This is a genomic window from Streptococcus oralis (assembly GCF_001588645.1).
Lineage (GTDB): Bacteria > Bacillota > Bacilli > Lactobacillales > Streptococcaceae > Streptococcus > Streptococcus oralis_AB.
This window is the reverse complement of sequence record NZ_LAYF01000008.1, coordinates 40,077-65,481: the sequence shown is the minus strand read 5'-3', so window position 1 is coordinate 65,481 and position 25,405 is coordinate 40,077. Positions and strand designations below refer to the sequence as shown.

Annotated in this window: 22 protein-coding genes; 20 read left to right on the top strand and 2 right to left on the bottom strand. The window is 43.3% G+C overall.

Annotated features, from left to right (window positions below):
* Positions 1-4: 4 nt before the first annotated feature.
* Positions 5-5,128 carry an SIALI-17 repeat-containing surface protein gene (locus tag A0739_RS10205; protein ID WP_082243832.1) on the bottom strand — a complete coding sequence of 1,708 codons (5,124 nt, stop codon included), beginning with the start codon at positions 5,126-5,128 and terminating at the stop codon, positions 5-7.
* 331 nt (positions 5,129-5,459) lie between these two features.
* On the opposite strand from A0739_RS10205, the gene A0739_RS07255 reads away from it, so the two are divergent.
* From A0739_RS07255 to A0739_RS07200, 12 genes are all read left to right on the top strand, one after another.
* Complete coding sequence (locus tag A0739_RS07255) at positions 5,460-5,705, top strand: YneF family protein (RefSeq protein ID WP_000364980.1); 246 nt, start codon at positions 5,460-5,462, stop codon at positions 5,703-5,705.
* A gap of 205 nt (positions 5,706-5,910) precedes the next feature.
* Entirely contained in the window at positions 5,911-6,705 is a 795-nt protein-coding gene (racE, locus tag A0739_RS07250; protein ID WP_000370363.1) for a glutamate racemase, read from the top strand.
* On the top strand, positions 6,663-7,673 hold the full coding sequence (locus A0739_RS07245; RefSeq protein ID WP_414162711.1) for a nucleoside-triphosphate diphosphatase: 1,011 nt from the start codon (positions 6,663-6,665) through the stop codon (positions 7,671-7,673). The genes racE and A0739_RS07245 overlap by 43 nt, the downstream gene beginning before the upstream one ends.
* Positions 7,649-8,170: a metallophosphoesterase gene (locus A0739_RS07240; protein WP_061587537.1), complete on the top strand. Its 522-nt coding sequence runs from the start codon at positions 7,649-7,651 to the stop codon at positions 8,168-8,170. The genes A0739_RS07245 and A0739_RS07240 overlap by 25 nt, the downstream gene beginning before the upstream one ends.
* Positions 8,167-8,628 carry a cyclic-di-AMP-binding protein CbpB gene (gene cbpB / locus A0739_RS07235; protein WP_000560696.1) on the top strand — a complete coding sequence of 154 codons (462 nt, stop codon included), beginning with the start codon at positions 8,167-8,169 and terminating at the stop codon, positions 8,626-8,628. Before A0739_RS07240 ends, cbpB begins: the two co-directional genes overlap by 4 nt.
* A complete protein-coding gene (xerD, locus tag A0739_RS07230) occupies positions 8,625-9,359 on the top strand; it encodes a site-specific tyrosine recombinase XerD (protein ID WP_330996835.1) in 735 nt (244 codons plus the stop codon). The genes cbpB and xerD overlap by 4 nt, the downstream gene beginning before the upstream one ends.
* Positions 9,359-10,087, top strand: coding sequence for a segregation/condensation protein A (locus tag A0739_RS07225; RefSeq protein ID WP_049550437.1), 729 nt, complete (start codon positions 9,359-9,361; stop codon positions 10,085-10,087). Before xerD ends, A0739_RS07225 begins: the two co-directional genes overlap by 1 nt.
* Before the next feature lie 18 nt (positions 10,088-10,105).
* A complete protein-coding gene (gene scpB / locus A0739_RS07220) occupies positions 10,106-10,675 on the top strand; it encodes an SMC-Scp complex subunit ScpB (RefSeq protein WP_000105290.1) in 570 nt (189 codons plus the stop codon).
* Positions 10,662-11,384 carry a pseudouridine synthase gene (locus tag A0739_RS07215; protein WP_001222211.1) on the top strand — a complete coding sequence of 241 codons (723 nt, stop codon included), beginning with the start codon at positions 10,662-10,664 and terminating at the stop codon, positions 11,382-11,384. The genes scpB and A0739_RS07215 overlap by 14 nt, the downstream gene beginning before the upstream one ends.
* Positions 11,384-11,635 (top strand): membrane protein insertion efficiency factor YidD, encoded by a 252-nt coding sequence (gene yidD, locus A0739_RS07210; protein ID WP_061587535.1) that lies wholly within the window; start codon positions 11,384-11,386, stop codon positions 11,633-11,635. The genes A0739_RS07215 and yidD overlap by 1 nt, the downstream gene beginning before the upstream one ends.
* A gap of 102 nt (positions 11,636-11,737) precedes the next feature.
* Positions 11,738-12,802 carry a glutamyl aminopeptidase gene (gene pepA, locus A0739_RS07205; RefSeq protein ID WP_061587534.1) on the top strand — a complete coding sequence of 355 codons (1,065 nt, stop codon included), beginning with the start codon at positions 11,738-11,740 and terminating at the stop codon, positions 12,800-12,802.
* A gap of 18 nt (positions 12,803-12,820) precedes the next feature.
* The gene (locus A0739_RS07200) at positions 12,821-13,117 is read left to right on the top strand and encodes an enterocin immunity protein (RefSeq protein WP_061587533.1); all 297 of its coding nucleotides are present in this window, start codon (positions 12,821-12,823) and stop codon (positions 13,115-13,117) included.
* Positions 13,118-13,212: 95 nt separating this feature from the next.
* On the opposite strand, the gene A0739_RS07195 is transcribed toward A0739_RS07200, so the two are convergent.
* Positions 13,213-14,844 (bottom strand): Na/Pi cotransporter family protein, encoded by a 1,632-nt coding sequence (locus tag A0739_RS07195; RefSeq protein ID WP_061587532.1) that lies wholly within the window; start codon positions 14,842-14,844, stop codon positions 13,213-13,215.
* Between the two features lie 331 nt (positions 14,845-15,175).
* On the opposite strand from A0739_RS07195, the gene A0739_RS07190 reads away from it, so the two are divergent.
* The 8 genes from A0739_RS07190 (at position 15,176) to A0739_RS07155 (ending at position 25,327) form a co-directional block, all read left to right on the top strand.
* Positions 15,176-19,840, top strand: a complete 4,665-nt coding sequence (locus A0739_RS07190; RefSeq protein ID WP_061587531.1) for an endo-beta-N-acetylglucosaminidase — start codon at positions 15,176-15,178, stop codon at positions 19,838-19,840.
* 249 nt (positions 19,841-20,089) lie between these two features.
* A complete protein-coding gene (locus A0739_RS07185) occupies positions 20,090-21,289 on the top strand; it encodes a phosphoglycerate kinase (protein ID WP_001096765.1) in 1,200 nt (399 codons plus the stop codon).
* A gap of 137 nt (positions 21,290-21,426) precedes the next feature.
* The gene (locus A0739_RS07180; RefSeq protein ID WP_000119887.1) at positions 21,427-21,954 is read left to right on the top strand and encodes an FUSC family protein; all 528 of its coding nucleotides are present in this window, start codon (positions 21,427-21,429) and stop codon (positions 21,952-21,954) included.
* Between the two features lie 76 nt (positions 21,955-22,030).
* Complete coding sequence (gene glnR / locus A0739_RS07175; RefSeq protein ID WP_000664333.1) at positions 22,031-22,387, top strand: transcriptional repressor GlnR; 357 nt, start codon at positions 22,031-22,033, stop codon at positions 22,385-22,387.
* Positions 22,388-22,425: 38 nt separating this feature from the next.
* Positions 22,426-23,772, top strand: coding sequence for a type I glutamate--ammonia ligase (gene glnA / locus A0739_RS07170; protein ID WP_061587530.1), 1,347 nt, complete (start codon positions 22,426-22,428; stop codon positions 23,770-23,772).
* A gap of 112 nt (positions 23,773-23,884) precedes the next feature.
* On the top strand, positions 23,885-24,205 hold the full coding sequence (locus A0739_RS07165) for a PadR family transcriptional regulator (RefSeq protein WP_000423979.1): 321 nt from the start codon (positions 23,885-23,887) through the stop codon (positions 24,203-24,205).
* The gene (locus tag A0739_RS10195; RefSeq protein WP_082243831.1) at positions 24,205-24,780 is read left to right on the top strand and encodes a DUF2812 domain-containing protein; all 576 of its coding nucleotides are present in this window, start codon (positions 24,205-24,207) and stop codon (positions 24,778-24,780) included. The genes A0739_RS07165 and A0739_RS10195 overlap by 1 nt, the downstream gene beginning before the upstream one ends.
* Positions 24,781-24,814: 34 nt before the next feature.
* Entirely contained in the window at positions 24,815-25,327 is a 513-nt protein-coding gene (locus tag A0739_RS07155; RefSeq protein WP_061587529.1) for a DUF2812 domain-containing protein, read from the top strand.
* The last annotated feature ends 78 nt before the right edge of the window (positions 25,328-25,405 follow it).

The window sequence follows — 25,405 nt, the reverse complement described above, 5'->3', positions numbered from 1 at the left end:
AAGGTTAGTTGGAGTCATCCTTTCTTCCTTTTAACATAAAAGTGGCTGTAAGGGCTAGGCTGAGTCCTGCTAAGAAGAGGAGTGGGTTGGACGCTTCTCCTGTTGCTGGAAGTTGTTCTTTAGGAGAATGATTTCCAGCTTTAGCAAGGCTAGGACTAGTTGAAGGTTGTTCAGCCTCGTGTGCCAAGGTTTCTGCATCTGAAGTACTTGGTTTTTCATCTGTACTAGGGGCTGTTCCAGCAGCTTGATAGACGACAGCATAGGTACTGAAATGACTAGTGATGAATTCTGCCTTTCCTTCTCGAACGTCGAAATCAAGGGCTTGCAACTCCTTGGTCGGAGTAATATAATAGACCTTTTCTACGCTAGCTGAAATAGGCAAGCGAACCAAGACAGAGCTTTTTGGCTGCAAACTATGATCTGTTGGATTTTTCAGTTGTAGGTCGTAAGCATCATAGGTCTTGCTAAAGAGTTCTTGAGCTAGGACACGTCGGCTAGAGATGTGAGAAATTCCTTCTAGGTCACTGACTCCACCAATAATTTCTACTCCAGTTTCCTTATCTTTTAAGACTCGAACTGGATAATCAGGAAGGCTAAGGGTTGGAGCAGCCTGATCCCCACTAGTTCCGATAGGCTCGGTGTACTCAGGTTTTTCAACAGTAGGAGCTTCCTCTTGCCCTGCCGTTCCGATCGGCTCAGTGTATTCAGGAATTGTCACTGTAGGTGGTTCCTCTTGCCCTGCCGTTCCGATAGGTTCGGTGTATTCAGGCTTTTCTACAGTAGGAGACTCTTCTTGCCCCGCCGTTCCGATAGGTTCGGTGTATTCAGGCTTTTCTACAGTGGGTGGCACTTCTTGCCCTGCAGTCCCGATAGGTTTAGTGTATTCCGGAATTTCAACAGTAGGAGCTGGTTCGTCTCCCTTACTTGTAGTTGGCTGGCTCTCGTCAACCTTCTTCTTATCTTTTTTAGTAAAGACAGCTACGACCGGGCTACTTGTGGTAGTTCCTTGAATGGCATAAGCTTCAATCGCTTTTCCAGTTTGTCGATCAGTAGCCTCAGGGATTGGCATTTGAACTTGATTGTCTTGGATTGATAGCACGGTCTGATCCCCACTTGTAACCAGATGCGTTTCGTCCACTTTGCGCAATACTAGAGGATCTTTGACACCTGGGAAAGTTACAGCGATGGCTTCCCAGTCTCCAGATGGTAGGGTTAAGGAAATTTCTTTGTCATTTTCCTTAAGAGGTGCGATACTTGGACTATCTATACCAATAGCAGGGGCTTTGATGATATCAAAGGAATCTAGAGAGATTTTCTTGCGACCTTCTGGCGAATCTGGGTCAACTTGTAGTGTCAGGGTGTGCGGACCGTCAGTAAGGTTTGTAAATTCACCAATAAAAGCTCTCTTTTCAGTTGCACCTGAAGTGTAGAAGTCTAGACTTGGCATTTCTTTGCCATCTAGTGTAACACGTGCTCGTCCAAGAGCGAGGCTCTTTAAGCCAAAGATACGAATACCCGTCCCTGTAAAGGAAATAGTTGCCTGAGCTTCTGAAGCTGCACTAGAGTCGCTATTGTTGATGTCAGCGTATTTTTCCGTACCTCCGTAGAGTTCAGGGTCAGACCAGTCCTTAAACTGGGAACCATACTGGATGCGCGAATCACGATCATCCATTTTTTCAATCGTATTTCCTTTTCCAGATAGGACCTTGAAGTAGTCTAAGGAAATTTTCGAGCGCTCACTACCACGTCCTTTGTGCTCACGTTTAACGCTAAGAGTCAATGTATGAGGTCCGTCTGACAATCCTGTGAAGCGGCCGATGAGGCTACCTTTTTCAGTTGCCCCAGCAGTATGGAAATCAAGTTCGCCGACCTCTTTGCCATCAATTTTAGCAGTAGCAAGACCTAGTTCGGACGATTTCAGTCCATAGATTTCGATACCAACACCATTGAAAGGAATGGTTGCAGTGAGATCTTCGTCTGAGTAGTCTCCTTTTGAAAGGTCCGCATACTTCTCAGTTCCTCCAAATAATTCTGAGTCTGCCCAGTTTCCAAAGGCGGCTCCGTACTGGATACGACTATCCCGATCATCCATCAATTCACTAGGAGTTTCTACAGTGACCTGTTCAGATACTTGGGTAGGAACTTCTCCCAGCATGGCCTTGACGGTATAGGTATAGGCGAGTTGAGGATTTAGTGAGCGGTCGATAAAGTTAGTTTGATTGGTTACAAATTCTCTGGTCGCAGAGGTTTGGCCAGTTTCGTCTTTCACTTGTCTTTGGATGACATAGTGGGTAGCGCCTTCTACTTGGTTGAAGGTAAGTTCGGCAGTGACTCCATTTTGTCGAACGGCTGTCAGACTGGTCACACGGCCAGGGAAATGTTCAAAGGTAATGACGTCACCTTTTTGCGTTGCAAGCTGGATACGATTATCTTTAAGGATCGTTGCCTTGACTGGTTTGCCATTGACCTTGATTTGGCTAGCTTCGATATTTGGATAATCTACAACCAGGTCTCCACCGACATTTGAAAGGAAGGACAAGCTTTGCAGGTTTTTATCTTTCCACTTCATGCTGACTTCAAAGTTACCACGGGCAACCAAGCCAGAAACTTGACCGTCTTTCCATGCATCTGGAAGGGCTGGCAATGGTGCAATATAGCCAGTGTGTGATTGGAGAAGCATTTCTGCCATCCCACTGGTCGCTCCAAAGTTTCCGTCGATTTGGAAAGGCGCGTGGGTATCCCAAAGGTTTTCTAGAGTTGAGTACTTGAGCTGTTCAGCGAGTAAGCGATGGGCACGGTTACCGTCCAGCAGACGAGCCCAGAGGTTGATTTTATTGGCCTTAGACCAACCAGTCCCCCCATCTCCACGGTGATTCAAGGTAGCACGCGCAGCCTCTAGGTATTCAGCCTGGTCCTTGCTAAAGAGCGTACCTGGGAAGAGACCAACTAGATGGGAAACGTGGCGGTGGTGATTTTCAATCCCTTCATTGGTGAATTGCGGACTGTCTTCTTCGTACCATTCTTTGATACGGCCCTCTTTATTGATGTGAAGTGGTTTAAGTTTGTCAAATTTAGCCTTGACCTCTGTGACTAAGTCTTGGTCGACTTTCAGATGGTTGGCAACTTCCATGTAGTCGTGGAATAGCTGCCAGACTAGCGATTGGTCAAAGGTATTTCCGATGGTGATGGTACCGTGTTCTGGTGAGTAGGATGGAGAAGACACCCAACGGTCACTGGCCTGGTCATAGTGCAAGAAGGAGTTCCAGAACTTGGCAGTCTCTTTCAACATAGGATAGATCTTTTCTTTGAGATAGGTCTCATCCTTGGTGAATTTGTAGTAGTCATAAACGTTCTGCATCATCCAGGCATTAGCAGCTGGCGACCAACCCCAATAGTAATTCCAGCCTGGAGTAGTCCAGCCAAATGGTGTCGCCTGAGTGTGGACCAGCCAACCATTTTCTTGTCCGTCTTTGGATTCGATACCTGCGTATTCCTTGGCAGCGATACGGCCATAATAGCGCATGTCATCAATGTAATTGATCATTGGCTTGGCAGTTTCAGCAAGGTTGCTCATGTAAGCTGGCCAATAGTTCATTTGCAAATTGACATTGAGGTGGTAGTCAGCGTTCCAAGGTGGATTGTCTACAGCGTTCCAGACTCCTTGGAGGTTGGCAGGAAGAGCATCTGTCCGATCACGAGACGAACTGATGAGTAGATATCGGCCATATTGGAAGAAGAGTTCTTCCAATTTTTGCCCTTTTTCTGGGTTATAGCCTTGAAGGGCCTCTTTTGTCGTTTGAGTAGTCTTGGTTCCGCCTAGATTTAGTTTAACGCGGTTAAAGAGACTTTGATAGTCCTTGATATGGGCCTTTTTAAGTGTCTCGTAGTCTTTGGCCTTAGCTGCTTCGACAATCCCTTTAACTGTTTTTTCGAGGTCAATGTCTTTTCGATAGTTGGTTTTTGGATTCTGAGCAAAGTTAGTCTTGGCACTGAGATAGAGGGTTGCATAACTTGCGCCTGTGACGGTTAGAGTTTCGTCCTGAACAGTCACCTTTCCGTCCGTTTTAATTCCTAGATAGGATGCAAATTGGAGGCCGTTATCTTTGACAGTTCCCTTTAGAAGGATTCCGTTTGCATCTGTAGTGACATGACCATTCTTATAGTTGGAATATTCCCAAGAGTAGTTGCCATTAGCAAGCAAGTCTTCTGTCAAGCTGTTCCAAAGGGTAAAGTCAAGTGTCTTGTTTCCTTTTTTGGTCAAGTGGGTTACAGTGACATCATCAGGATAACTGGAGAAGGTTTCGCGTTTGAAGGTCGTCCCATCTTGGGTGTAAGAAGTGGTCGTAGTGGCTTCGGTGATGTCTAGATTACGATGATAATCAGTTACAGTATCTAGTCCTTTCTTCTGGTTATTAAAGACCATGAAGATATCTCCAAAGGCTAGGTAACGTCCATACTGGGCGTTGTTTGGTCCAACTAGATTTTGTTCAGCTAGCTGTTTTGCTTTTTGGCGGTCACCAGCTTCGAGGGCTTTACGTATCTCTGCTAAGACCTTGTAGCGATCCTTGTAGTTTCCTCCGTTATAGTCGGTGCTATCAGGTTGTGGTCCTCCTGACCAGAGGGTCTTTTCGTTGTACTGGATTCTCTCTTCCCCAATGAGTCCGAAAACCTTGGCTCCCATTTCTCCATTTCCGACAGGAAGGGCTTGTTTTTCCCATCCATCATAGGAGGGAGCTGTTGGTTGATCGTAGTTGAGTTGATAGTTTTCTTGCTTTGTCACCGGCTGATCTGCTTTTTCAGGTTCCTTATTTTCTTTGGCTTCAACAATGGCTTCTTCACTAGCTTGACTATTTGTCTTTTGAGTCTCGTTAGCTGGCTTGCTTTCGGAAACTACTGGACTTTCGGCTAGAGACGGATTTGTAGTTTCAGTCGCTTCAGCTGCTTTGGGTTCACTATCAGGCTTAGTGATAGCTTCGACAGAGGTTGGTTCAGTTTGCTTGACCTCAACACTGTCTGCAGCTACAGTATGGTTGACTAGAAAAATAGCCCCCAGCAAAACAGAAGCAGTCCCAACCGTCAGCTTGCGGATGCTATAGCGACAGGATTTCTCCCAAAAGTGTTTTTTCATAAAACCCTCCTTTGTTTATTCGAAACCGCTTACATTTTATAAAGCAGTCCCGTTTAATTTGTTTCTATTTATCTCCTCACTTCCCATTCTAATGGTCGTTTAGCATTTGTCAAGAGCTTTTTAGCAAGATACATATTTGCTGTTGTTTTTTCTTAAAATAGTAGAAGAAAGAGAGGAAAGGGTGGAATTATTCGTAATTTCATAGTTCAATCTGATTGTAAGACTAGCTTAGAATTGGCTTAACCCCCTCTTGAAAGCGTAAAACAAACTAGTCAGGAAAGTCACTTTATGGTATAATATAGAAGACTCAAAAAGAAACAGGAGAAAAAGAATGGATTTACTTTTAGCAATTATCTTGATTGTGCTAGCTTTTCTAGGAGGAGCTCTTGGAGGTATGTACTTGGTTCGTAAGCAAATTGAAAAAGAATTTGCGGACAACCCACGTTTGAATGCTGAGGCAGTTCGTGCTCTCTTGAGCGCAAATGGTCAAAAACCAAGCGAAGCCAAGGTACAACAAGTTTACCACCAAATCATCCGCCAACAAAAAGCAGCCCTTGCTAACAATAAAAAGAAATAAATAGGAAAAGTCTGGGATGAAAGTTCCAGACTTCTCACTATGTTCAATAGTTCTCAATGATAAGACTTTTTCCTTGCATTCTATTGATATTTGATTATGATTAAGAGAGAGGAAGTTGACATTTTATCAAGCTGTCTATCCGATCGTTCAGGACAAGGAATCATGATGAACTATCAATCAGAAAAAAGACTAGAAAGAAGACTGTATGGATAATCGACCAATTGGTTTTTTGGATTCGGGTGTCGGGGGCTTGACTGTTGTTCGTGAGCTCATGCGCCAGCTTCCCCATGAAGAAATCGTCTATATTGGAGATTCGGCACGGGCACCCTATGGTCCCCGCCCTGCTGAGCAAATTCGTGAATATACTTGGCAGTTGGTCAACTTTCTCTTGACCAAGGATGTCAAGATGATTGTCATTGCTTGTAATACTGCGACTGCGGTCGTCTGGGAAGAAATCAAGGCCAAACTAGACATTCCCGTTCTAGGTGTGATTTTGCCAGGAGCTTCGGCAGCTATCAAGTCCAGTCAAGGTGGGAAAATCGGGGTGATTGGAACTCCCATGACGGTACAATCAGACATCTACCGTCAGAAAATCCATGATTTGGATCCAGACTTACAGGTGGAAAGTTTGGCCTGTCCCAAGTTTGCCCCCTTGGTTGAATCTGGTGCCTTATCAACTAGTGTAACCAAGAAAGTGGTTTATGAAACCCTGCGTCCCTTGGTCGGCAAGGTGGATAGCTTGATTCTGGGTTGTACCCATTACCCGCTCCTTCGCCCCATCATCCAAAATGTCATGGGACCAGATGTAAAACTCATCGATAGTGGAGCAGAGTGTGTACGGGATATCTCGGTTTTACTGAACTATTTTGAAATCAATCGTAGCCGAGATGCGGGGCCTCTTCAACATCGTTTTTACACAACAGCCAGTAGCCAAAGTTTTGCCCAGATTGGGGAAGAATGGCTGGAAAAAGAGATTCATGTGGAGCATGTAACATTATGACAAATAAAATTTATGAATACAAGGATGACCAGGACTGGTATGTCGGTGTCTGGGATGTCTATGGAGGCATCTATAGCCTTATCAAAGATTCTCTCGAGCTTGATTTTATGGATTTAGCGCGGATTTTTCGTGACGAGGAAAATGGCTTTCCGATTACGATAACGGTGATGCGCTGGTCTTCTAACTTCCGTCTGCTCTCCTTTATCGTTGAGATTTTAAATGCTGAAGCAGGCCGCAATCTAGAAGTCATCCAACGTCAGGGTGCCCTGCTCTTGATTGAAAATGGACAGCTTTTGCATGTCGAATTGCCTAAAGAAGGAGTTGAAGTGGAAACCTTCTTTGAAACTAGCAAGGTCAGAGAAACTCTGCTCATTGCGACTCGTAACGAAGGAAAGACCAAGGAATTCCGAGCTATCTTTGACAAGTTAGGCTACGATGTGGAAAATCTCAATGACTATCCAGATTTGCCTGAAGTAGCTGAAACAGGTATGACCTTTGAAGAAAATGCCCGCCTCAAAGCAGAAACCATTTCCCAATTAACAGGCAAGATGGTGCTAGCAGATGACTCAGGTCTCAAAGTCGATGTCCTCGGCGGTTTGCCAGGAGTCTGGTCAGCCCGTTTTGCAGGTGTGGGAGCAACCGACCGTGAAAACAATGCCAAACTCTTGCACGAATTGGCCATGGTCTTTGAACTCAAGGACCGTTCGGCTCAATTCCACACAACCCTAGTCGTAGCTAGTCCAAACAAGGAAAGCTTGGTTGTCGAAGCTGACTGGCCAGGTTATATCAACTTTGAACCCAAGGGGGAGAATGGTTTTGGTTATGATCCCCTCTTCCTTGTGCGAGAGACAGGCAAGTCAGCAGCTGAATTAACCCTTGAAGAAAAAAATAGCCAATCCCACCGTGCCTTAGCCGTTAAGAAACTTTTGGAGGTATTTCCATCATGGCAAAGCAAACCATCATTGTAATGAGTGACTCCCATGGCGATAGCTTGATTGTGGAAGAAATTCGTGACTGCTATCTGGGGAAAGTTGATGCCATTTTTCACGATGGTGACTCAGAACTCCGTCCAGACTCTCCGCTCTGGGAGGGCATCCATGTCGTCAAAGGCAACATGGACTTTTATGCTGGTTATCCAGAACGTTTGGTGACTCAACTTGGTCCGACCAAAATCATCCAGACCCATGGACACTTGTTTGATATCAATTTCAACTTTCAAAAGTTGGACTACTGGGCTCAGGAAGAAGAAGCGGACATCTGTCTTTATGGTCACTTACATGTGCCAAATGCTTGGATGGAAGGCAAAACACTCTTTTTAAATCCAGGCTCCATCAGCCAACCACGAGGAACCATCAGAGAATGCCTCTATGCCCGTGTGGAGATTGATGACAGCTATTTTAAAGTAGACTTTTTGACACGTGATCATGAGGTTTATCCAGGTCTGTCCAAGGAGTTTGCTCGATGATTGCCAAGGAATTTGAAGCATTTTTATTGGAGCAGGAAGAGACTTTTCTTACCCCTGCTGAGAATCTAGCAGCCTTGATTGATACCCATAACGCTGACCATGCAATTTTGGTATTGAGTCAAATCACCTATACCCGTATCCCTGTTGTGACTTTTGACAAACGCTTTGTCGGAACCATTGGTCTGAGAGACATTTTGGCTTATCAAATGGAGCAAGGTTTGACGGATGAACAGATGGCAACGACAGACATCGTCAATATGACCAAGACAGATGTGGCAGTCGTCGCTCCAGACTATAACATCACTGAAGTCCTCCATAAACTGGTAGATGAACCCTTCTTGCCAGTGGTAGATGATGAAGGAATTTTCCAAGGAATCATCACGCGTAAGTCCATCCTCAAGGCAGTTAATGCCCTCTTGCACGACTTTAGTAAGGAATATGAGATTCGATGCAAATGAGAGATAGGATTTCAGCCTTTTTAGAGAAAAAGCAGGGCTTGTCTGCCAATTCAAAGCAGTCTTACAGGTATGATCTGGAGCAATTTTTAGATATGGTAGGGGAGCGAATCTCTGAGACCAGTCTCAAGATTTACCAATCCCAGCTAGCCAATCTAAAAATGAGTGCCCAGAAAAGGAAACTTTCTGCCTGTAACCAATTTCTCTACTTTCTTTATCAAAGAGGAGAGGTGGACAGTTTTTACCGCTTGGAATTAGCCCAACAAGCTGAAAAGAAGACCGAAAAGCCAGAACTGATAGACCTAGAGTCTTTTTGGCAGGAAAGTAATTATCCAGAGGGACGCTTGCTTGCGCTTCTTATCTTGGAACTAGGGCTCTTGCCAAGTGAGATTTTAGCCCTAAAGGTTGCAGATATCAATCTGGATTTTCAGGTGTTGCGAATTAACAAGACTTCCCAACAGAGGATTGTCACCATACCCACGACCTTGATTCCAGAGCTAGAACCCTTGATGGGGCAGACCTATCTCTTTGAAAGGGGAGGGAAAGTCTATTCTCGTCAGTGGGCCTTTCGTCAGCTGGAGTCCTTTGTCAAGGAGAAAGGTTTCCCAGAACTATCAGCCCAAGCCCTACGGGAACAGTTCATTCTAAGACAGATAGAAAACAAGGTCGATTTGTACGAAATTGCAAAAAAATTAGGATTAAAAACAGTCCTGACCTTAGAAAAATATAGATAATGGATATTAAATTAAAAGATTTTGAAGGGCCACTGGACTTACTCTTGCACTTGGTTTCTAAGTACCAGATGGATATCTACGATGTGCCTATTACAGAAGTTATCGAACAGTATCTAGCCTATGTCTCAACTCTGCAGGCCATGCGTCTGGAAGTAACGGGCGAGTATATGGTTATGGCTAGTCAGCTCATGCTGATCAAGAGTCGCAAGCTTCTTCCAAAGGTAGCAGAAGTGACAGACTTGGAGGATGACCTAGAGCAGGACCTTCTCTCTCAAATCGAAGAATACCGCAAGTTCAAGCTCTTGGGTGAGCACTTGGAGGCTAAGCACCAAGATCGGGCCCAGTACTATTCCAAAGCGCCAACAGAGTTGATTTACGAGGATGCGGAGCTTGTGCATGACAAGACAACTATTGACCTCTTTTTGGCTTTTTCAAATATCCTAGCCAAGAAAAAAGAGGAGTTCGCACAGAACCACACGACCATCTTGCGGGATGAGTATAAGATTGAGGACATGATGGTCATCGTAAAAGAGTCCTTGTCTGGACGAGACCAGTTGCGTTTGCAGGATTTGTTCAAGGAAGCCCAGAATGTCCAAGAGGTCATTACCCTCTTTTTGGCGACCCTAGAGTTAATCAAAACCCAGGAACTGATCCTCGTTCAAGAGGAGAGTTTCGGAGATATCTATCTCATGGAAAAGAAGGAAGAAAGTCAAGAGGCACAAAGCTAGACTTGATAGAGAGGAAAGATGAGTACTTTAGCAGAAATAGAAGCGCTCTTGTTTGTGGCAGGTGAAGATGGGATTCGGGTTCGTCAGTTGGCTGAACTCCTCTCACTTCCACCGACAGGCATCCAACAGAGTTTAGAAAAATTAGCCCAGAAGTATGAAAAAGACCAAGAGTCAAGCTTGTCCCTGATCGAGACAGGTGGTGCTTACAGATTGGTCACCAAGCCTCAATTTGCAGAGATTTTGAAGGAATACTCCAAGGCACCCATCAACCAGAGCTTGTCTCGGGCTGCCCTTGAGACCTTGTCCATCATTGCCTACAAGCAACCGATTACCCGAATTGAGATTGATGCTATTCGTGGGGTCAATTCGAGTGGAGCATTGGCAAAGTTGCAGGCTTTTGAATTGATAAGAGAAGATGGGAAAAAAGAAGTGTTGGGGCGCCCCAACCTCTATGTGACTACGGATTATTTCCTAGATTATATGGGAATTAACCATTTGGAAGAATTACCAGTGATTGATGAGCTTGAGATTCAAGCCCAAGAAAGCCAATTATTTGGTGAAAGGATAGAAGAAGATGAGAATCAATAAATATATTGCCCACGCAGGTGTGGCCAGTAGGAGAAAAGCAGAAGAGTTGATCAAGCAAGGCTTGGTAACCGTCAACGGCCAAGTGGTACGTGAACTCGCAACGACTATCAAGGCTGGTGATAAGGTTGAAGTTGAAGGCCAGCCTATCTACAACGAAGAAAAGGTCTACTACTTGCTCAATAAACCACGCGGAGTGATTTCCAGTGTGACAGATGATAAGGGCCGCAAGACTGTTGTGGATCTCTTGCCTAATGTCAAAGAACGCATTTACCCTGTGGGACGTTTGGACTGGGATACATCAGGTGTCTTGATTTTGACCAATGATGGGGACTTTACAGATGAAATGATTCACCCCCGTAATGAGATTGACAAGGTCTATGTCGCGCGTGTTAAAGGTGTGGCTAATAAGGACAATCTCCGCCCCTTGACCCGCGGTCTTGAGATTGATGGCAAGAAAACCAAGCCAGCTGTTTATGAAATTCTCAAAGTGGATCCAGTTAAAAATCGCTCTGTGGTACAGTTGACCATCCATGAAGGACGTAACCATCAGGTTAAAAAGATGTTTGAAGCTGTCGGTCTTCAAGTGGATAAGTTGTCTCGGACACGTTTTGGACACCTAGACTTGACAGGTCTTCGTCCAGGAGAATCCCGTCGCCTTAATAAAAAAGAAATCAGCCAACTACACACTATGGCTGTAACCAAGAAATAATGAAACGCATCTTAATAGCGCCAGTACGCTTTTACCAACGTTTTATCTCCCCAGCCTTTCCACCTTCTTGTCGCTTTGAGCCGACTTGTTCAAACTATATGATTCAGGCTATTGAAAAACATGGCTTCAAGGGTGTTCTGATGGGCTTGGCTCGAATTTTCCGATGCCATCCTTGGTCGCCAATAGGAAAAGATCCCGTCCCAGACCACTTTTCCCTCAGACGAAATCATAAACAAAAAGAATCAGCCTGATTCTTTTTTGTATACTCTAGAAAGGAAGTTGGAAGATTAAGATTTTCACTATCCTTCTCCTATAAAAAGTGGTAAAATGGAGGACAGAAAGAAGGAACTGATATGACAACATTATTTTCAGAAATCAAAGAAGTAACAGAGCTTGCTGCAATCTCAGGTCATGAAGCGCCTGTACGGACTTATCTTCGTGAAAAGTTGACACCGCATGTGGATGAAGTAGTGACAGATGGCTTGGGTGGTATTTTCGGTATCAAGCATTCAGAAGCTACTGATGCACCACGCGTCTTGGTCGCTTCTCACATGGACGAAGTTGGTTTTATGGTCAGCGAGATTAAGCCAGATGGTACCTTCCGTGTCGTTGAAATCGGTGGCTGGAATCCTATGGTGGTCAGCAGCCAACGCTTTAAACTCTTTACTCGTGACGGTCGTGAAATTCCAGTGATCTCAGGTTCTGTCCCTCCACATTTGACACGTGGAACAGGAGGGCCAACCATGCCAGCTATCTCTGATATCATTTTTGATGGAGGGTTTGCGGACAAGGCTGAGGCAGAAAGCTTTAGTATCCGTCCGGGTGACACCATTGTCCCTGATAGCTCTGCTATCTTGACAGCCAATGAAAAAAATATCATCTCAAAAGCTTGGGACAATCGCTACGGTGTCCTCATGGTAAGCGAGCTAGCTGAAGCTTTATCAGGTCAAAAACTGGGAAATGAACTCTACCTTGGCTCGAACGTCCAAGAAGAGGTTGGTCTGCGTGGTGCTCATACTTCCACAACCAAGTTTGACCCAGAAGTCTTCCTAGCCGTTGACTGTTCACCTGCTGGTGATGTTTATGGTGGCCAAGGCAAGATTGGGGATGGAACCTTGATTCGTTTCTATGATCCTGGTCATTTGCTTCTCCCAGGTATGAAAGATTTCCTTTTGACAACGGCTGAAGAAGCGGGCATCAAGTACCAATACTACTGTGGAAAAGGCGGAACGGACGCTGGAGCAGCTCATCTGAAAAATGGTGGCGTCCCATCTACAACTATCGGTGTCTGTGCCCGTTATATCCACTCTCACCAAACCCTCTACGCGATGGATGACTTCCTAGAAGCTCAAGCTTTCTTGCAAGCCTTGGTGAAAAAACTGGATCGTTCAACGGTTGATTTGATTAAAAATTATTAAGCATAAGGGAGGTGCCGTATGGCAGAACCAAACCTAGAAAGCCTTATAAAAGAACTCTATAATCATGCCCGTCAGGGCTTGAGTGAAGATTTAGTTGCTGCTCTCCTAGAGACTGCTAAAAAACTACCTACTACAAATGAGCAATTACTAGCAGTCCGTCTCTCAGGACTGGTCACCCGTGAATTGCTCATCAATCCCAAACACCCAGCACCTGAATTGATCAATTTGGCGCGTTTTATCAAAAGAGAAGAAGCCAAGTACAGGGGCACTGCAGTTTCTGCTATCATGTTTGGAGAACTCTTTAAAATGCTTTGATTCCATTGTGAATCAAAGCATTTTTTATATGTCAGAAAAAACATTTTTGATGAGGAAATGAAAAAGCCATCCCATTCAGGATAGCTTTTTGGTACTTAGATTTGTTCAGCGATGACCTTTTCAGCTAGGTTCATAGCATGGTCAGACACACGAGTGTAGTGGGAAATGATGTCGATAAAGTTGACTCCAGCTTGTGTAGAACACTCACCCTTGTTAAGGCGTTTGATGTGGGTCTTTCTGAGAACGCGTTCCATATTGTTGATTTCTTTATGGCGTTCAATCAGACTTTGAGCTTTTTCAATATCATTGTTTTCCACACTATCAAGGGCATCTTTGATGAATGCAGTTGTTGCTTGATAAATCTCAGCCAACTCCTCTAAAGCAGCATCAGAAAATTGAACATTCTTACGTTGGAGGTAGTCTGTTAGGTTGAGCAAGCCTTCTGCGTGGTCCCCAATCCGTTCCAAATCACGAGATGAATCCAGAATGTTGGTCAAGACTTCGCTTTCTTTCTGACTCAAGGATTCGCTTGAGAGTCGAATGAGGTAACGAGTGAGTTTTTCATCGATGGTATTGATGGCTTCCTCTGTCTTATGCCCTTTTTCAGCTACCTTTTCATCCAAACCGATGATATAGGTATAAGAAAGGTCAAAAGCTTTGGTTGCATAGTTCCCCAAGTGCAAGAGTTCTTTTTTGGCGTTCCCTAGAGCGATGGAAGGAGATTGCTGGATAAGTTGTTCGTCGAGATAAAGGGGCTCGTACTTGACAACCTCGTCTTCACCAGGGATGAGCTTGGTTACAAAGTAGGCCAAGGCTCCGATGAATGGAAATTGTACAATGGTGTTACTTACGTTAAAGGCACCGTGAGAGAAGGCGATTGTCATCTCAGGTGAGAGGTGAAGGAGTGCCTGGAAGTACTCGATCATAGCAGTGAAGGGGCCTAATAGGATTAAGCAAAGAATAGTTCCTAAAACGTTAAAGGTAACGTGGGTTGCTGCAACGCGTTTTGCAGAGATGTTAGCTCCAGCTGCTGCAATGATAACGGTTAAGGTTGTCCCGATATTATCTCCGAAGAGAACTGGTAGTGAACCTTTAAGGTCAAGGAAACCACCTGCATAGAGGCCTTGCAAAATCCCGATTGTAGCCGAGGAAGCCTGGATGAGGACGGTAATCACTGCACCGGCTACTACTCCTAAAATAGGATTTTGTCCCAAGGTTACCATATATTCCTTGAATTGTGGTAAATCTTTAAGCGGACTCATACCGGCACTGATGAGGTTGAGAGCATAGAAGATCCCCCCTACACCAAACAGGATGCGCCCGATATTGTTTGCTGTTCTGTTTTTTGTAAAGAAGAGGAACATGGTTCCAAGGAAAATCAAGGGTAAAGCATACTCACCAAGCTTGAAACCGATGATAAAGGAAGTGACGGTGGTTCCGATGTTGGCTCCCATGATAATTCCGATAGCCTGTCTAAGAGTGAGAAGACTAGCGCTGACCAGCCCAACCGTGATAACTGTAACCCCTGTACTTGACTGAATGAGGGCAGTCACGACAATCCCGACTAGAACACCTAAAAAGGGGTTGCTGGTGTACTTGTCAATGTAAAAACGAAGGCGATCTCCAGCAGCTTGTTGCAAACCGTCTCCCATGGTCTTAATACTGTATAAAAACAGTCCTAGACCTCCTAAAAAGTGAAATAAAATTTCCTGCCAATTAATGGACATTTCTTTTTCCTCCGAAAAATAATAACGGAATTTCTCCTATTCTATTTTAAAGGATAAAAGTAAATCTCACAAGTGTTTAGCTGAAATTTTCATAAGAAACAAGAACTTTCTTTTAAAATGAGAGATAGATTCCCTTTAAGATAGATGATTTATAGGATTGTGTCCAAATTTTACTGATTATTATCCTAGTTATAGTTTTTATGTTAAATAGATTGACATCGCTTTCATATAGGATAAAATGAAGATGATCCTGTTCTGGTGGCGTACACTGAGAACAGCTACTTTTTATCAAAAAGTAAAGCGCTTACTTTATATTTATTAGGAGGATAAGATGAAAAATCTATTTTTTGAAAAACGTTGCCGTTACAGTATTCGTAAGCTGTCAATCGGGGCTTGTTCCTTGATGATTGGTTCAGCTCTATTTGCGAGCCCAGCTCTTGCGGAACAGGTCGCTGTCCCTGAAACAGCCGCAAACACGAGCGCTCAAGCTACAAGCGCGAGTGAAACAGCGAGTCCAGATACTGCAGCTCTCGAAAAACAATTAGAGGAAACTGAAAACAAAGTAGCAGAGCAACCCATTTCAGAAAACACTCCAGCAATAGCTGATTTGCTCAATGAAAAAGAAGAAGTCAAACCAGAGGAAGCTACTCAAGTGGCTGAGAAGAAAGCCGACAAACCGACTCTAGCAGACGTTCCTAAAAATGAGGAAAAGAGTCTCCGACCAAAAGAAATCAAATTTGATACATGGGAAGATTTGTTGAAATGGGAACCGGGTGCGCGCGAGGATGATTCCATCAACCGTTCCTCAGTTGAACTCGCCAAGCGCCACAGAGGGCAGTTGGTCAATGAAAAAGCAAGCAGAAGAGCCAAGGTCCAGGCGCTGGCAAATACCAACTCAAAGGCCAAAGACCACGCTTCTGTTGGTGGAGAAGAATTCAAGGCCTACGCCTTTGATTACTGGCAATACTTGGATTCAATGGTCTTCTGGGAAGGTCTAGTTCCAACTCCAGATGTCATTGATGCCGGTCACCGCAACGGAGTTCCCGTTTATGGAACACTCTTTTTCAACTGGTCAAATAGCATTGCCGACCAAGAAAAATTTGCAGCTGCCTTGAAACAAGACGCAGATGGCACCTTCCCTATCGCACGAAAACTCGTCGATCTTGCTAAGTATTACGGATTTGATGGCTATTTCATCAATCAGGAAACAACGGGGGAATTGGTAGCACCTCTTGGTGAAAAAATGCGCCAATTCATGCTCTATACAAAAGAATACGCAGCTAAGGTCAACCACCCAATCAAGTATGCTTGGTACGATGCCATGACCTACAAATACGGTCGTTACCACGAAGATGGTCTAGGTGATTACAACTACCAGTTCATGCAAAAAGAAGGAGACAAAGTTCCTGCGGACCAATTCTTTGCCAACTTCAACTGGAACAAGGAAAAGAATGACCACTCCGTAGAGATGGCCAAATGGCTAGAACGTAGCCAGTATGATGTCTTTGCAGGCTTGGAATTGCAACAAGGTGGTTCATATAAGACTAAGGTTAACTGGGATGCCCTCTTAGATGAAAATGGCAAGTTGCGTCTGTCACTTGGACTCTTTGCACCAGATACGATTACCAGTCTAGGAAAAACAGGCGAAGACTACCACAAGAATGAAGACATCTTCTTTACAGGTTACCAAGGAGATCCAACGGCTCAAAAACCAGCTGACAAAGAGTGGTATGGAATTGCCAATTTAGTTGCGGACCGCACTCCAGCAGTAGGCCGTACCTTCACCACCTCTTTTAATACAGGTCATGGTAGAAAATGGTTTGTTGACGGTAAAGTTTCTAAGGATTCTGAGTGGAACTATCGTTCGGTTTCAGGTGTCTTGCCAACATGGCGCTGGTGGCAGACTTCAACAGGGGAAAAACTTCGTGCAGAATATGATTTTACAGATGCCTATAATGGTGGGAACTCTCTTAAATTCTCAGGTGATGTAACTGGTAAGACGGACCAGGATGTGAATTTGTATTCTACCAAACTAGAAGTAACTGAAAACACAAAACTTCGTGTTGCCCACAAGGGAGGAAAAGGCTCTAAAGTTTATATGGCTTTCTCTACAACACCAGACTACAAATTTGAGGATGCAGCCGCATGGAAAGAACTGACTCTCTCTGATGACTGGAAGAATGAAGAATTTGACCTCAGCTCACTAGCAGGTAAAACCATCTATGCAGTCAAACTCTTCTTCGAGCATGAAGGAGCTGTAAAAGATTATCAGTTTAACCTAGGACAATTAACAATTTCAGACAATCACCAAGCACCACAAGCGCCTACAGGCCTTTCTGTGGTGAAACAATCTCTTAAGAATGCCCAAGAAGCTGAAGCAGTGGTCCAATTTTCTGGTAACCAAGATGCGGATTTCTATGAAGTCTACGAAAAAGATGGGGATAACTGGCGTTTGTTGACAGGATCATCTGCTTCAACCATCTACTTGCCAAAAGTTAGCCGTTCTGCTAATGCGACTGGTAGGACTCAGGAACTGAAAGTCGTTGCAGTTGGTAAAAATGGCCTCCGTTCTGAAGCGGCGACGGCATCCTTTAACTGGGGGATGACAGTTCAGGATACAACTCTCCCAAGACCTTTGGCTGAAAATATTGTTCCAGGGGCAACGGTTATTGGTAGCACTTTCCCGAATACTGAAAGCGGGGAAGGCATCGAAGGCATGTTGAACGGTACGATTACAAGTTTGTCAGACAAGTGGTCTTCAGGACAATTGAGCGGTAGTGTCGATATTCGTTTGACCAAGCCACGTACCGTTGTTAGATGGGTCATGGATCATGCGGGAGCTGGTGGTGAGTCTGTCAACGACGGTTTGATGAACACCAAAGACTTTGACCTTTATTATAAAGATGCAGATGGTGAGTGGAAACTAGCTAAGGAAGTCCGTGGCAACAAAGCGCACGTGACAGATATCACTCTTGACAAACCAATCACTGCCCAAGACTGGCGCCTAAAAGTTATCACTTCAGATAATGGGACACCTTGGAAGGCCATTCGTATCTACAACTGGAAGATGTACGAAACCTTGGACACAGAAAGTCAAAATATTCCAATGGCTAAGGTAGCTGCCCGTTCACTTGGAAACCATCAAGTTCAACTTGGTTTCTCTGATGTTCCAGCGGGTGCAACTATCACCGTTTACGACAAGGCAGATTCACAAACACCAATTGCAACCTTGAAGTCTGAAACTGGAGGCGACTTGGCAACAGCACCATTGGGCTTTGACAAGCAATCAACTCTCCTCTACTATCGTACCCAACTACCTGGCAAAGAAATCAGTAACACCTTGGCAGTAGCGATTCCGCAGGATGAGAGAAAAATTGTTGCAGTTAGTCTTGAAAAAGGGCCTAAGAAGATAGTTTATAAAGAGGGAGAAAAACTGGACCTTAGAGGCGGCACTCTCCGTGTTCAATACGAAGGGGGACAAGCCGATGAGCTGATCAACCTTACTCATTCAGGTGTGACAGTATCTGGTTACAACGCTCATCAAAAAGGGGAACAAAAGCTCACAGTTAGCTATCTTGGACTTCCAGTAAGCGGTGACTTGAAGGTACAAGTGACTGGCCAAGATGAAGGAAAACTAAAGGAAGTAGCAGGTCTGTACATTACTCAGAAACCGAAAACGGACTATCTAGTAGGTGATCAACTGGATCTTGCAGAAGGGCGCTTCGGCGTTCTCTATGATGATGAGACAGAAGAAAGCCATGCCTTCACAGATCAAGGAGTTGAAATTACGGGCTACGATGCTCAAAAGACTGGTCGTCAGACCTTGACCCTTCATTACAAGGGACACACAGCTGAGTTTGATGTCTTGGTTTCTCCAAAAGCAGCTGTCAACGACGAGTACCTCAAACAAGAAATCACTGCTGCTCAAGGTCGTCAGTCAACCCTTGCCTACACCTTCTCAGGCGAGGACAAACAAGCAGCACTAGTAGAGAAGCTCAATGCAGCCAAAGCTGTAGCAGAAAACCATGATGCCAGTCAAGAAGAGGTCAACAAAGCTTTGAATGAGTTGAAACAAGCAGGAGCAGACCTGGATGGGAATCAACGTTATCAGACTGCTAGAGAAGAATTGGAAGGCTTGCTCGAATCCGTCCGTGAAAAAAATCCTAAAGCTGAGTTGATTGAACAAGCAGAAACTTTGTTGGCTTCAGAGATGCCAACTCCACAAGCTTTTGCGGACATGAAAGAAAAGCTGAATAAGAAACTAGCTCCTGCAGAAGAAAGTCACCATGTTGGAAGTATGGAACCAGATGAAGTGGCCCCAACGGTTGATGCCCTCCCTGAACTAGTTGTTGAAACTGAAACAACAGCCTTTGAACGTCAGGAACGACCAAACTCTGAACTTCTCAAAGGACAACGCCGTGTTGTGCAAGCAGGTGTTGAAGGTCAAGTTCGTCGCTTTGTAGAAGTCGATGGTCAGGGCAAACGCACCCTTCGTTCGACTGAGGTAGTCAAGGAATCAATCCCAGAAATCACCGAAGTTGGAACAAAAGTTCTATCAAGCAACCAACCAGCTGAAGGTGTGAAAGATTTAGTTCTAGAAACTCCGAAACTGGAAATTGAAGAAGGGACAATTTCCTTCGAACATCAGGAGCGACCAAATGCAGCCCTTCTCAAAGGACAAGGCCAGCTAGTTCAAGCAGGAGTTGAAGGCCAAGTTCGTCGCTTTGTAGAAGTTGATGCTCAGGGCAAACGCACCCTTCATTCTACTGAGGTTCTCAAGGAAGCTCTTCCAGAAATTGTTGAAGTAGGAACGAAAGAAGAGCAGGTCTCACAAACAAGGGATCAAGCTCTTTCAGCAGCACCAGCAAAAGTTGAAGAAACAAGCAGAGAGCTCCCAAATACGGGAGCGACAAGAGATGCTAGTCTAGTAGCGCTGGGACTCCTCGGAGTAATGAGTGGCTACGGCTTGCTCTCTAGAAAGGGGAGAGAAAACTAATCAGATTTACGAATCTTGGATTTTCTCATAAAAATTAAAAAACAAGGTTTGACTATAGATTAGTCAGACCTTGTTTTAACTAGTTTTTCTTTCAATTATTAGTTATTTGGCAAGGTTTTTCTAGATTTTATTTAAAAAAATGCTAGTTTCAATTATAAGAAAGAACAAGAAAAGTTTAGGGTTTTTCTATCTCTTTTGCGGATTTTGTGATATAATTAACACGTATAAAAAAAGAAGGAGTCATATCTAATGGCAAAATTGACTGTTAAAGACGTTGACTTGAAAGGGAAAAAAGTTCTCGTTCGTGTTGACTTCAACGTACCTGTTAAAGATGGCGTGATTACCAATGACAACCGTATCACTGCAGCTCTTCCAACTATCAAGTACATCCTTGAACAAGGTGGACGTGCTATCCTCTTCTCACACCTTGGCCGTGTAAAAGAAGAAGCAGACAAAGCTGGTAAATCACTTGCTCCTGTAGCTGCTGACTTGGCAGCTAAATTGGGTCAAGACGTTGCTTTCCTTCCAGGTGTTACACGTGGTGCTGAATTGGAAGCCGCTGTTAACGCTCTTGAAGATGGACAAGTTCTCTTGGTTGAAAACACTCGTTTCGAAGATGTTGATGGCAAGAAAGAATCTAAAAACGATCCTGAACTTGGTAAATACTGGGCATCACTTGGAGATGGTATCTTCGTAAACGATGCATTCGGTACAGCTCACCGTGCACACGCATCTAACGTTGGTATCTCAGCAAACGTTGAAAAAGCTGTTGCTGGATTCCTTCTTGAAAATGAAATTGCCTACATCCAAGAAGCAGTTGAAGCTCCAGAACGTCCATTCGTAGCGATCCTTGGTGGTTCAAAAGTATCTGACAAGATTGGTGTTATCGAAAACTTGCTTGAAAAAGCTGATAAAGTGCTTATCGGTGGTGGGATGACTTACACATTCTACAAAGCACAAGGTATCGAAATCGGTAACTCACTTGTAGAAGAAGACAAATTGGATGTTGCAAAAGCTCTTCTTGAAAAAGCAAACGGCAAATTGATCTTGCCAGTTGATTCAAAAGAAGCAAATGCATTTGCTGACTACACTGAAGTGAAAGACACTGAAGGTGAAGCAGTAGACCCAGGTTTCCTTGGTTTGGATATCGGTCCAAAATCAATTGCTAAATTTGACGAAGCTTTGACTGGTGCAAAAACAGTTGTATGGAACGGACCTATGGGTGTATTTGAAAACCCTGACTTCCAAGCTGGAACAATCGGTGTGATGGATGCTATCGTGAAACAACCAGGTGTGAAATCAATCATCGGTGGTGGTGACTCAGCTGCTGCAGCCATCAACCTTGGCCGTGCAGACAAGTTCTCATGGATCTCTACTGGTGGTGGAGCATCAATGGAACTCCTTGAAGGTAAAGTTCTTCCAGGATTGGCAGCTTTGACTGAAAAATAAGCTTTCTTAGATGAAATCATAGAAAAGAGGAACTCTGTTTCCTCTTTTTTATAGCCAGAAATTAAAAACGCTTCCTATTGATTTTCACTCATAAAATCAACTAATTTATGTTAAAATGGTAGTAGAAAGTTGAGATTATGAGTTATTTTAAAAAATATAAATTTGATAAGTCACAGTTCAAGCTTGGTATGCGAACCTTCAAAACAGGGATTGCCGTATTTATAGTTCTCTTGATTTTTGGTTTTTTTGGCTGGAAGGGGCTTCAAATTGGAGCGTTGACAGCGGTCTTCAGTCTACGAGAGAGCTTTGATAAGAGTGTCCATTTTGGAACTTCGCGTATCTTAGGAAATAGCATCGGAGGTTTTTACGCCCTTGTCTTTTTCCTCTTAAACACTTTATTTCATGGAGCCTTTTGGGTAACCTTACTAGTTGTTCCAATTTGCACCATGTTAACCATTATGACAAATGTCGCCATGAACAACAAGGCAGGAGTTATCGGTGGTGTAGCGGCTATGTTAATCATTACCCTATCAATACCAAGCGGAGAAACATTTTTGTACGTGTTTGCGCGCGTATTTGAAACATTTATGGGAGTTTTTGTCGCAATCCTTGTAAATTATGATATTGAGCAACTGAAACTCTTTTGGGAGAAAAAAAGAAAATAATGTTACATTTTATGACATTATTCGTTGACGTATGTCTTTTTTTAGACTATAATAGACAGGAAGAAGGAAATTGTAAATGAAGGAAAGAGAATTTCGCCGAAATATGGCTGTTTTTCCTATCGGCAGTGTTATGAAATTGACCGATCTCTCGGCGCGTCAGATTCGTTATTATGAAGATCAAGAGTTGATCAAACCTGATCGAAACGAAGGAAACCGTCGCATGTATTCGTTGAATGACATGGATCGTCTACTTGAAATCAAAGATTATATCTCTGAAGGTCATAATATTGCTGCGATTAAGAAAAAATATGCTGAACGCGAGGCGAAGTCCAAGAAAGCCGTGAGTCAGACGGAAGTGCGTCGCGCACTCCACAATGAACTCCTCCAGCAAGGGCGCTTTGCTTCAGTACGGTCACCCTTTGGTCGCGGTTAGGCAATCGCAAGTAGTCATATATATTAAGGAGAAAACCCATGCCAATCACAGCTGCAGATATTCGTCGTGAAGTCAAGGAAAAAAATGTTACCTTTATCCGTCTCATGTTTTCAGATATTCTGGGAACCATGAAAAACGTCGAAATTCCTGCTACAGATGAACAGTTAGATAAGGTCTTGTCAAACAAAGCCATGTTTGATGGCTCTTCTATTGAAGGTTTTGTACGTATCAATGAGTCAGATATGTACTTGTACCCAGACTTGGATACATGGACAGTCTTCCCTTGGGGAGATGAAAATGGAAGTGTTGCAGGTTTGATCTGTGATGTCTATACAACAGAAGGTGAGCCATTTGCAGGTGACCCTCGTGGCAACCTCAAACGTGCTCTTCATCACATGGAAAAAGTAGGATTCAAATCTTTCAACCTTGGTCCAGAGCCAGAATTCTTCCTATTTAAACTTGATGAAAATGGCGATCCAACTCTTGAGGTAAATGACAAGGGTGGTTACTTTGATTTGGCCCCTACTGATCTTGCAGACAATACGCGTCGTGAAATCGTGAATGTTTTGACCAAAATGGGATTTGAAGTAGAAGCGAGTCACCACGAGGTTGCGGTTGGACAACATGAAATTGACTTCAAGTATGATGAAGTCCTCCGTGCCTGTGACAAGATTCAAATCTTTAAACTCGTTGTTAAAACCATTGCTCGCAAACATGGCCTTTACGCAACCTTTATGGCTAAACCGAAATTTGGTATTGCTGGATCAGGTATGCACTGTAATATGTCCTTGTTTGATGCAGAAGGAAATAATGCCTTCTTTGATCCAAATGATCCAAAAGGAATGCAGTTGTCTGAAACGGCCTACCATTTCCTTGGCGGTTTGATTAAGCATGCTTACAACTATACTGCTATCATGAACCCAACAGTTAACTCATACAAACGTTTGGTTCCAGGTTATGAAGCACCTGTTTACATTGCTTGGGCTGGTCGTAACCGTTCGCCACTTGTGCGCGTACCAGCTTCACGTGGTATGGGAACTCGTCTTGAGTTGCGTTCAGTGGACCCAATGGCAAACCCATACATCGCGATGGCAGTTCTTTTGGAAGTTGGTTTGCATGGTATTGAAAACAAAATCGAGGCTCCTGCTCCGATCGAAGAAAATATCTACATCATGACAGCAGAAGAGCGTAAGGAAGCTGGAATTACCGATCTTCCATCAACGCTTCATAACGCCTTGAAAGCTTTGACAGAAGATGAAGTGGTTAAGGCAGCCCTAGGTGAACACATCTATACGAGCTTCCTTGAAGCTAAGCGTATCGAGTGGGCTAGCTATGCAACCTTTGTTTCACAATGGGAAGTTGATAATTACCTTGATCTTTACTAATATAGAAGAAAGATTGCCTGAGGGTGATCTTTTTTTTGCATTTTATATCGAACTGTGATATAGTTTATATAACGAATCACGATATATCGAATTAAATAGGAGGTGTGGTTAAATGGAATTAACAGATAAGATTAGGCGTGTTTACCTTCCTATGACTGAAACGGGTTTTTATATCTTGTTTTGTTTACAGAAGGAGAACCATGGATATGGTATCACACAAAAGGTCAAGGAGATGACAGATTCGCAAGTTTCGATTAGTCCTGGAACTATGTATGGGACCTTGTCAAAGATGGAAAAGGATGGTTTGATTTCCTTTGTCCGAGAGGAAGAAAAACGAAAAATCTATCAGATCACAGACTTGGGGCGAAAAGTCTTAGATATTGAATTGAAGCGTATTGAACGACTTTACAGAAATAGTCGGGAGGAAGGATGATGGAAAAGAAAATTGTTTACCGAATTTTTACCATTGCGGATTATGATAGAGAGGCTCGATACTTTAGAGAAATGCATGCTAAAGGCTGGAAACTTAGAAAAGTAAGCTATTCTATCTTGTTGTTTGCGGTTAGGTATACCTTTGAAAAGTGTCAGCCTGAACAAGTGTCTTATCAGTTGGACTTTTATCCCATGAAAAAATCAGAGAGAGTCTCCTATTTACAACTATTTAAAGACTGTGGCTGGGAGCATATTACAGACTTTAATAGTTTTTCCTATTTTAGAAAAGCGCATTCTGAAATTGAATCGGATACTGAGTTTGAAATCTATAATGACGCTACAGGGAAGTTAGCTATGATTAAACGGATTTTAATAATGCGGATGCTTCCTATTTTGATTCTATTTTTAGCTCTACTACCGGTTTTCTCAAAGTTTGTCAGTGGAGCTAGCTCTTTCAGATGGGAAGTATTTTTGATTTTCATAATAGATTGGATTTTATTGATAGTTTTTGCGATTCAGATTTCTTATATTTTTTGGAAATTGAGTCAAAAGTGGAAAGAATTATCTGATAAATGAAAGAATGCCTGTTTTCTAATTTGGAGGTAAGACAATGAATAGCAAAGTACAATTTCGCATTTTCACCATTGTTGATTTGGACAAGGAAGAAGAATATTTACATGAGATGCACTTGAAAGGTTGGAGATATAGAACTAATCGTTTGGGCTTTTTCTATTTTGAACAATGCCAACCAGATGATGTCATCTATCATATCTATGATTCTAGATTTCTTAAAAAGTATAAGCATGAACTCCAAGATTTTAGAAATAGCGGTTGGGAATTGATAGAAACAGGTTTTTATTCAATTCTTCGTAAACCAACTTCTGATATACTTTCAGAGGAGAAAGTCTATATGAGTAAGGGTCTCAGATGGGAAGTTATGCGGTCTAGACTTCGTTCCTGTATAGCCACTTTTTCAGGTGGTCTTGTTGTTTGCATGAGTTTGTATCGAGAAAACTTGTCTCAGTCTTTCTTTATTATTTTCGTTTTATACGCTTGCTTGATTTCTTATCTAATCTATGGTTTTTTCAGACTTAAAAGGAAATACCAAGTAGATGAGAAGTGAGATTCTAGGTCTTCAGACTGATTTTTAGCACTCTTGGCAAAAGAGTGCTAATTTTTTGAGTTTTTGTCTTGACATTCT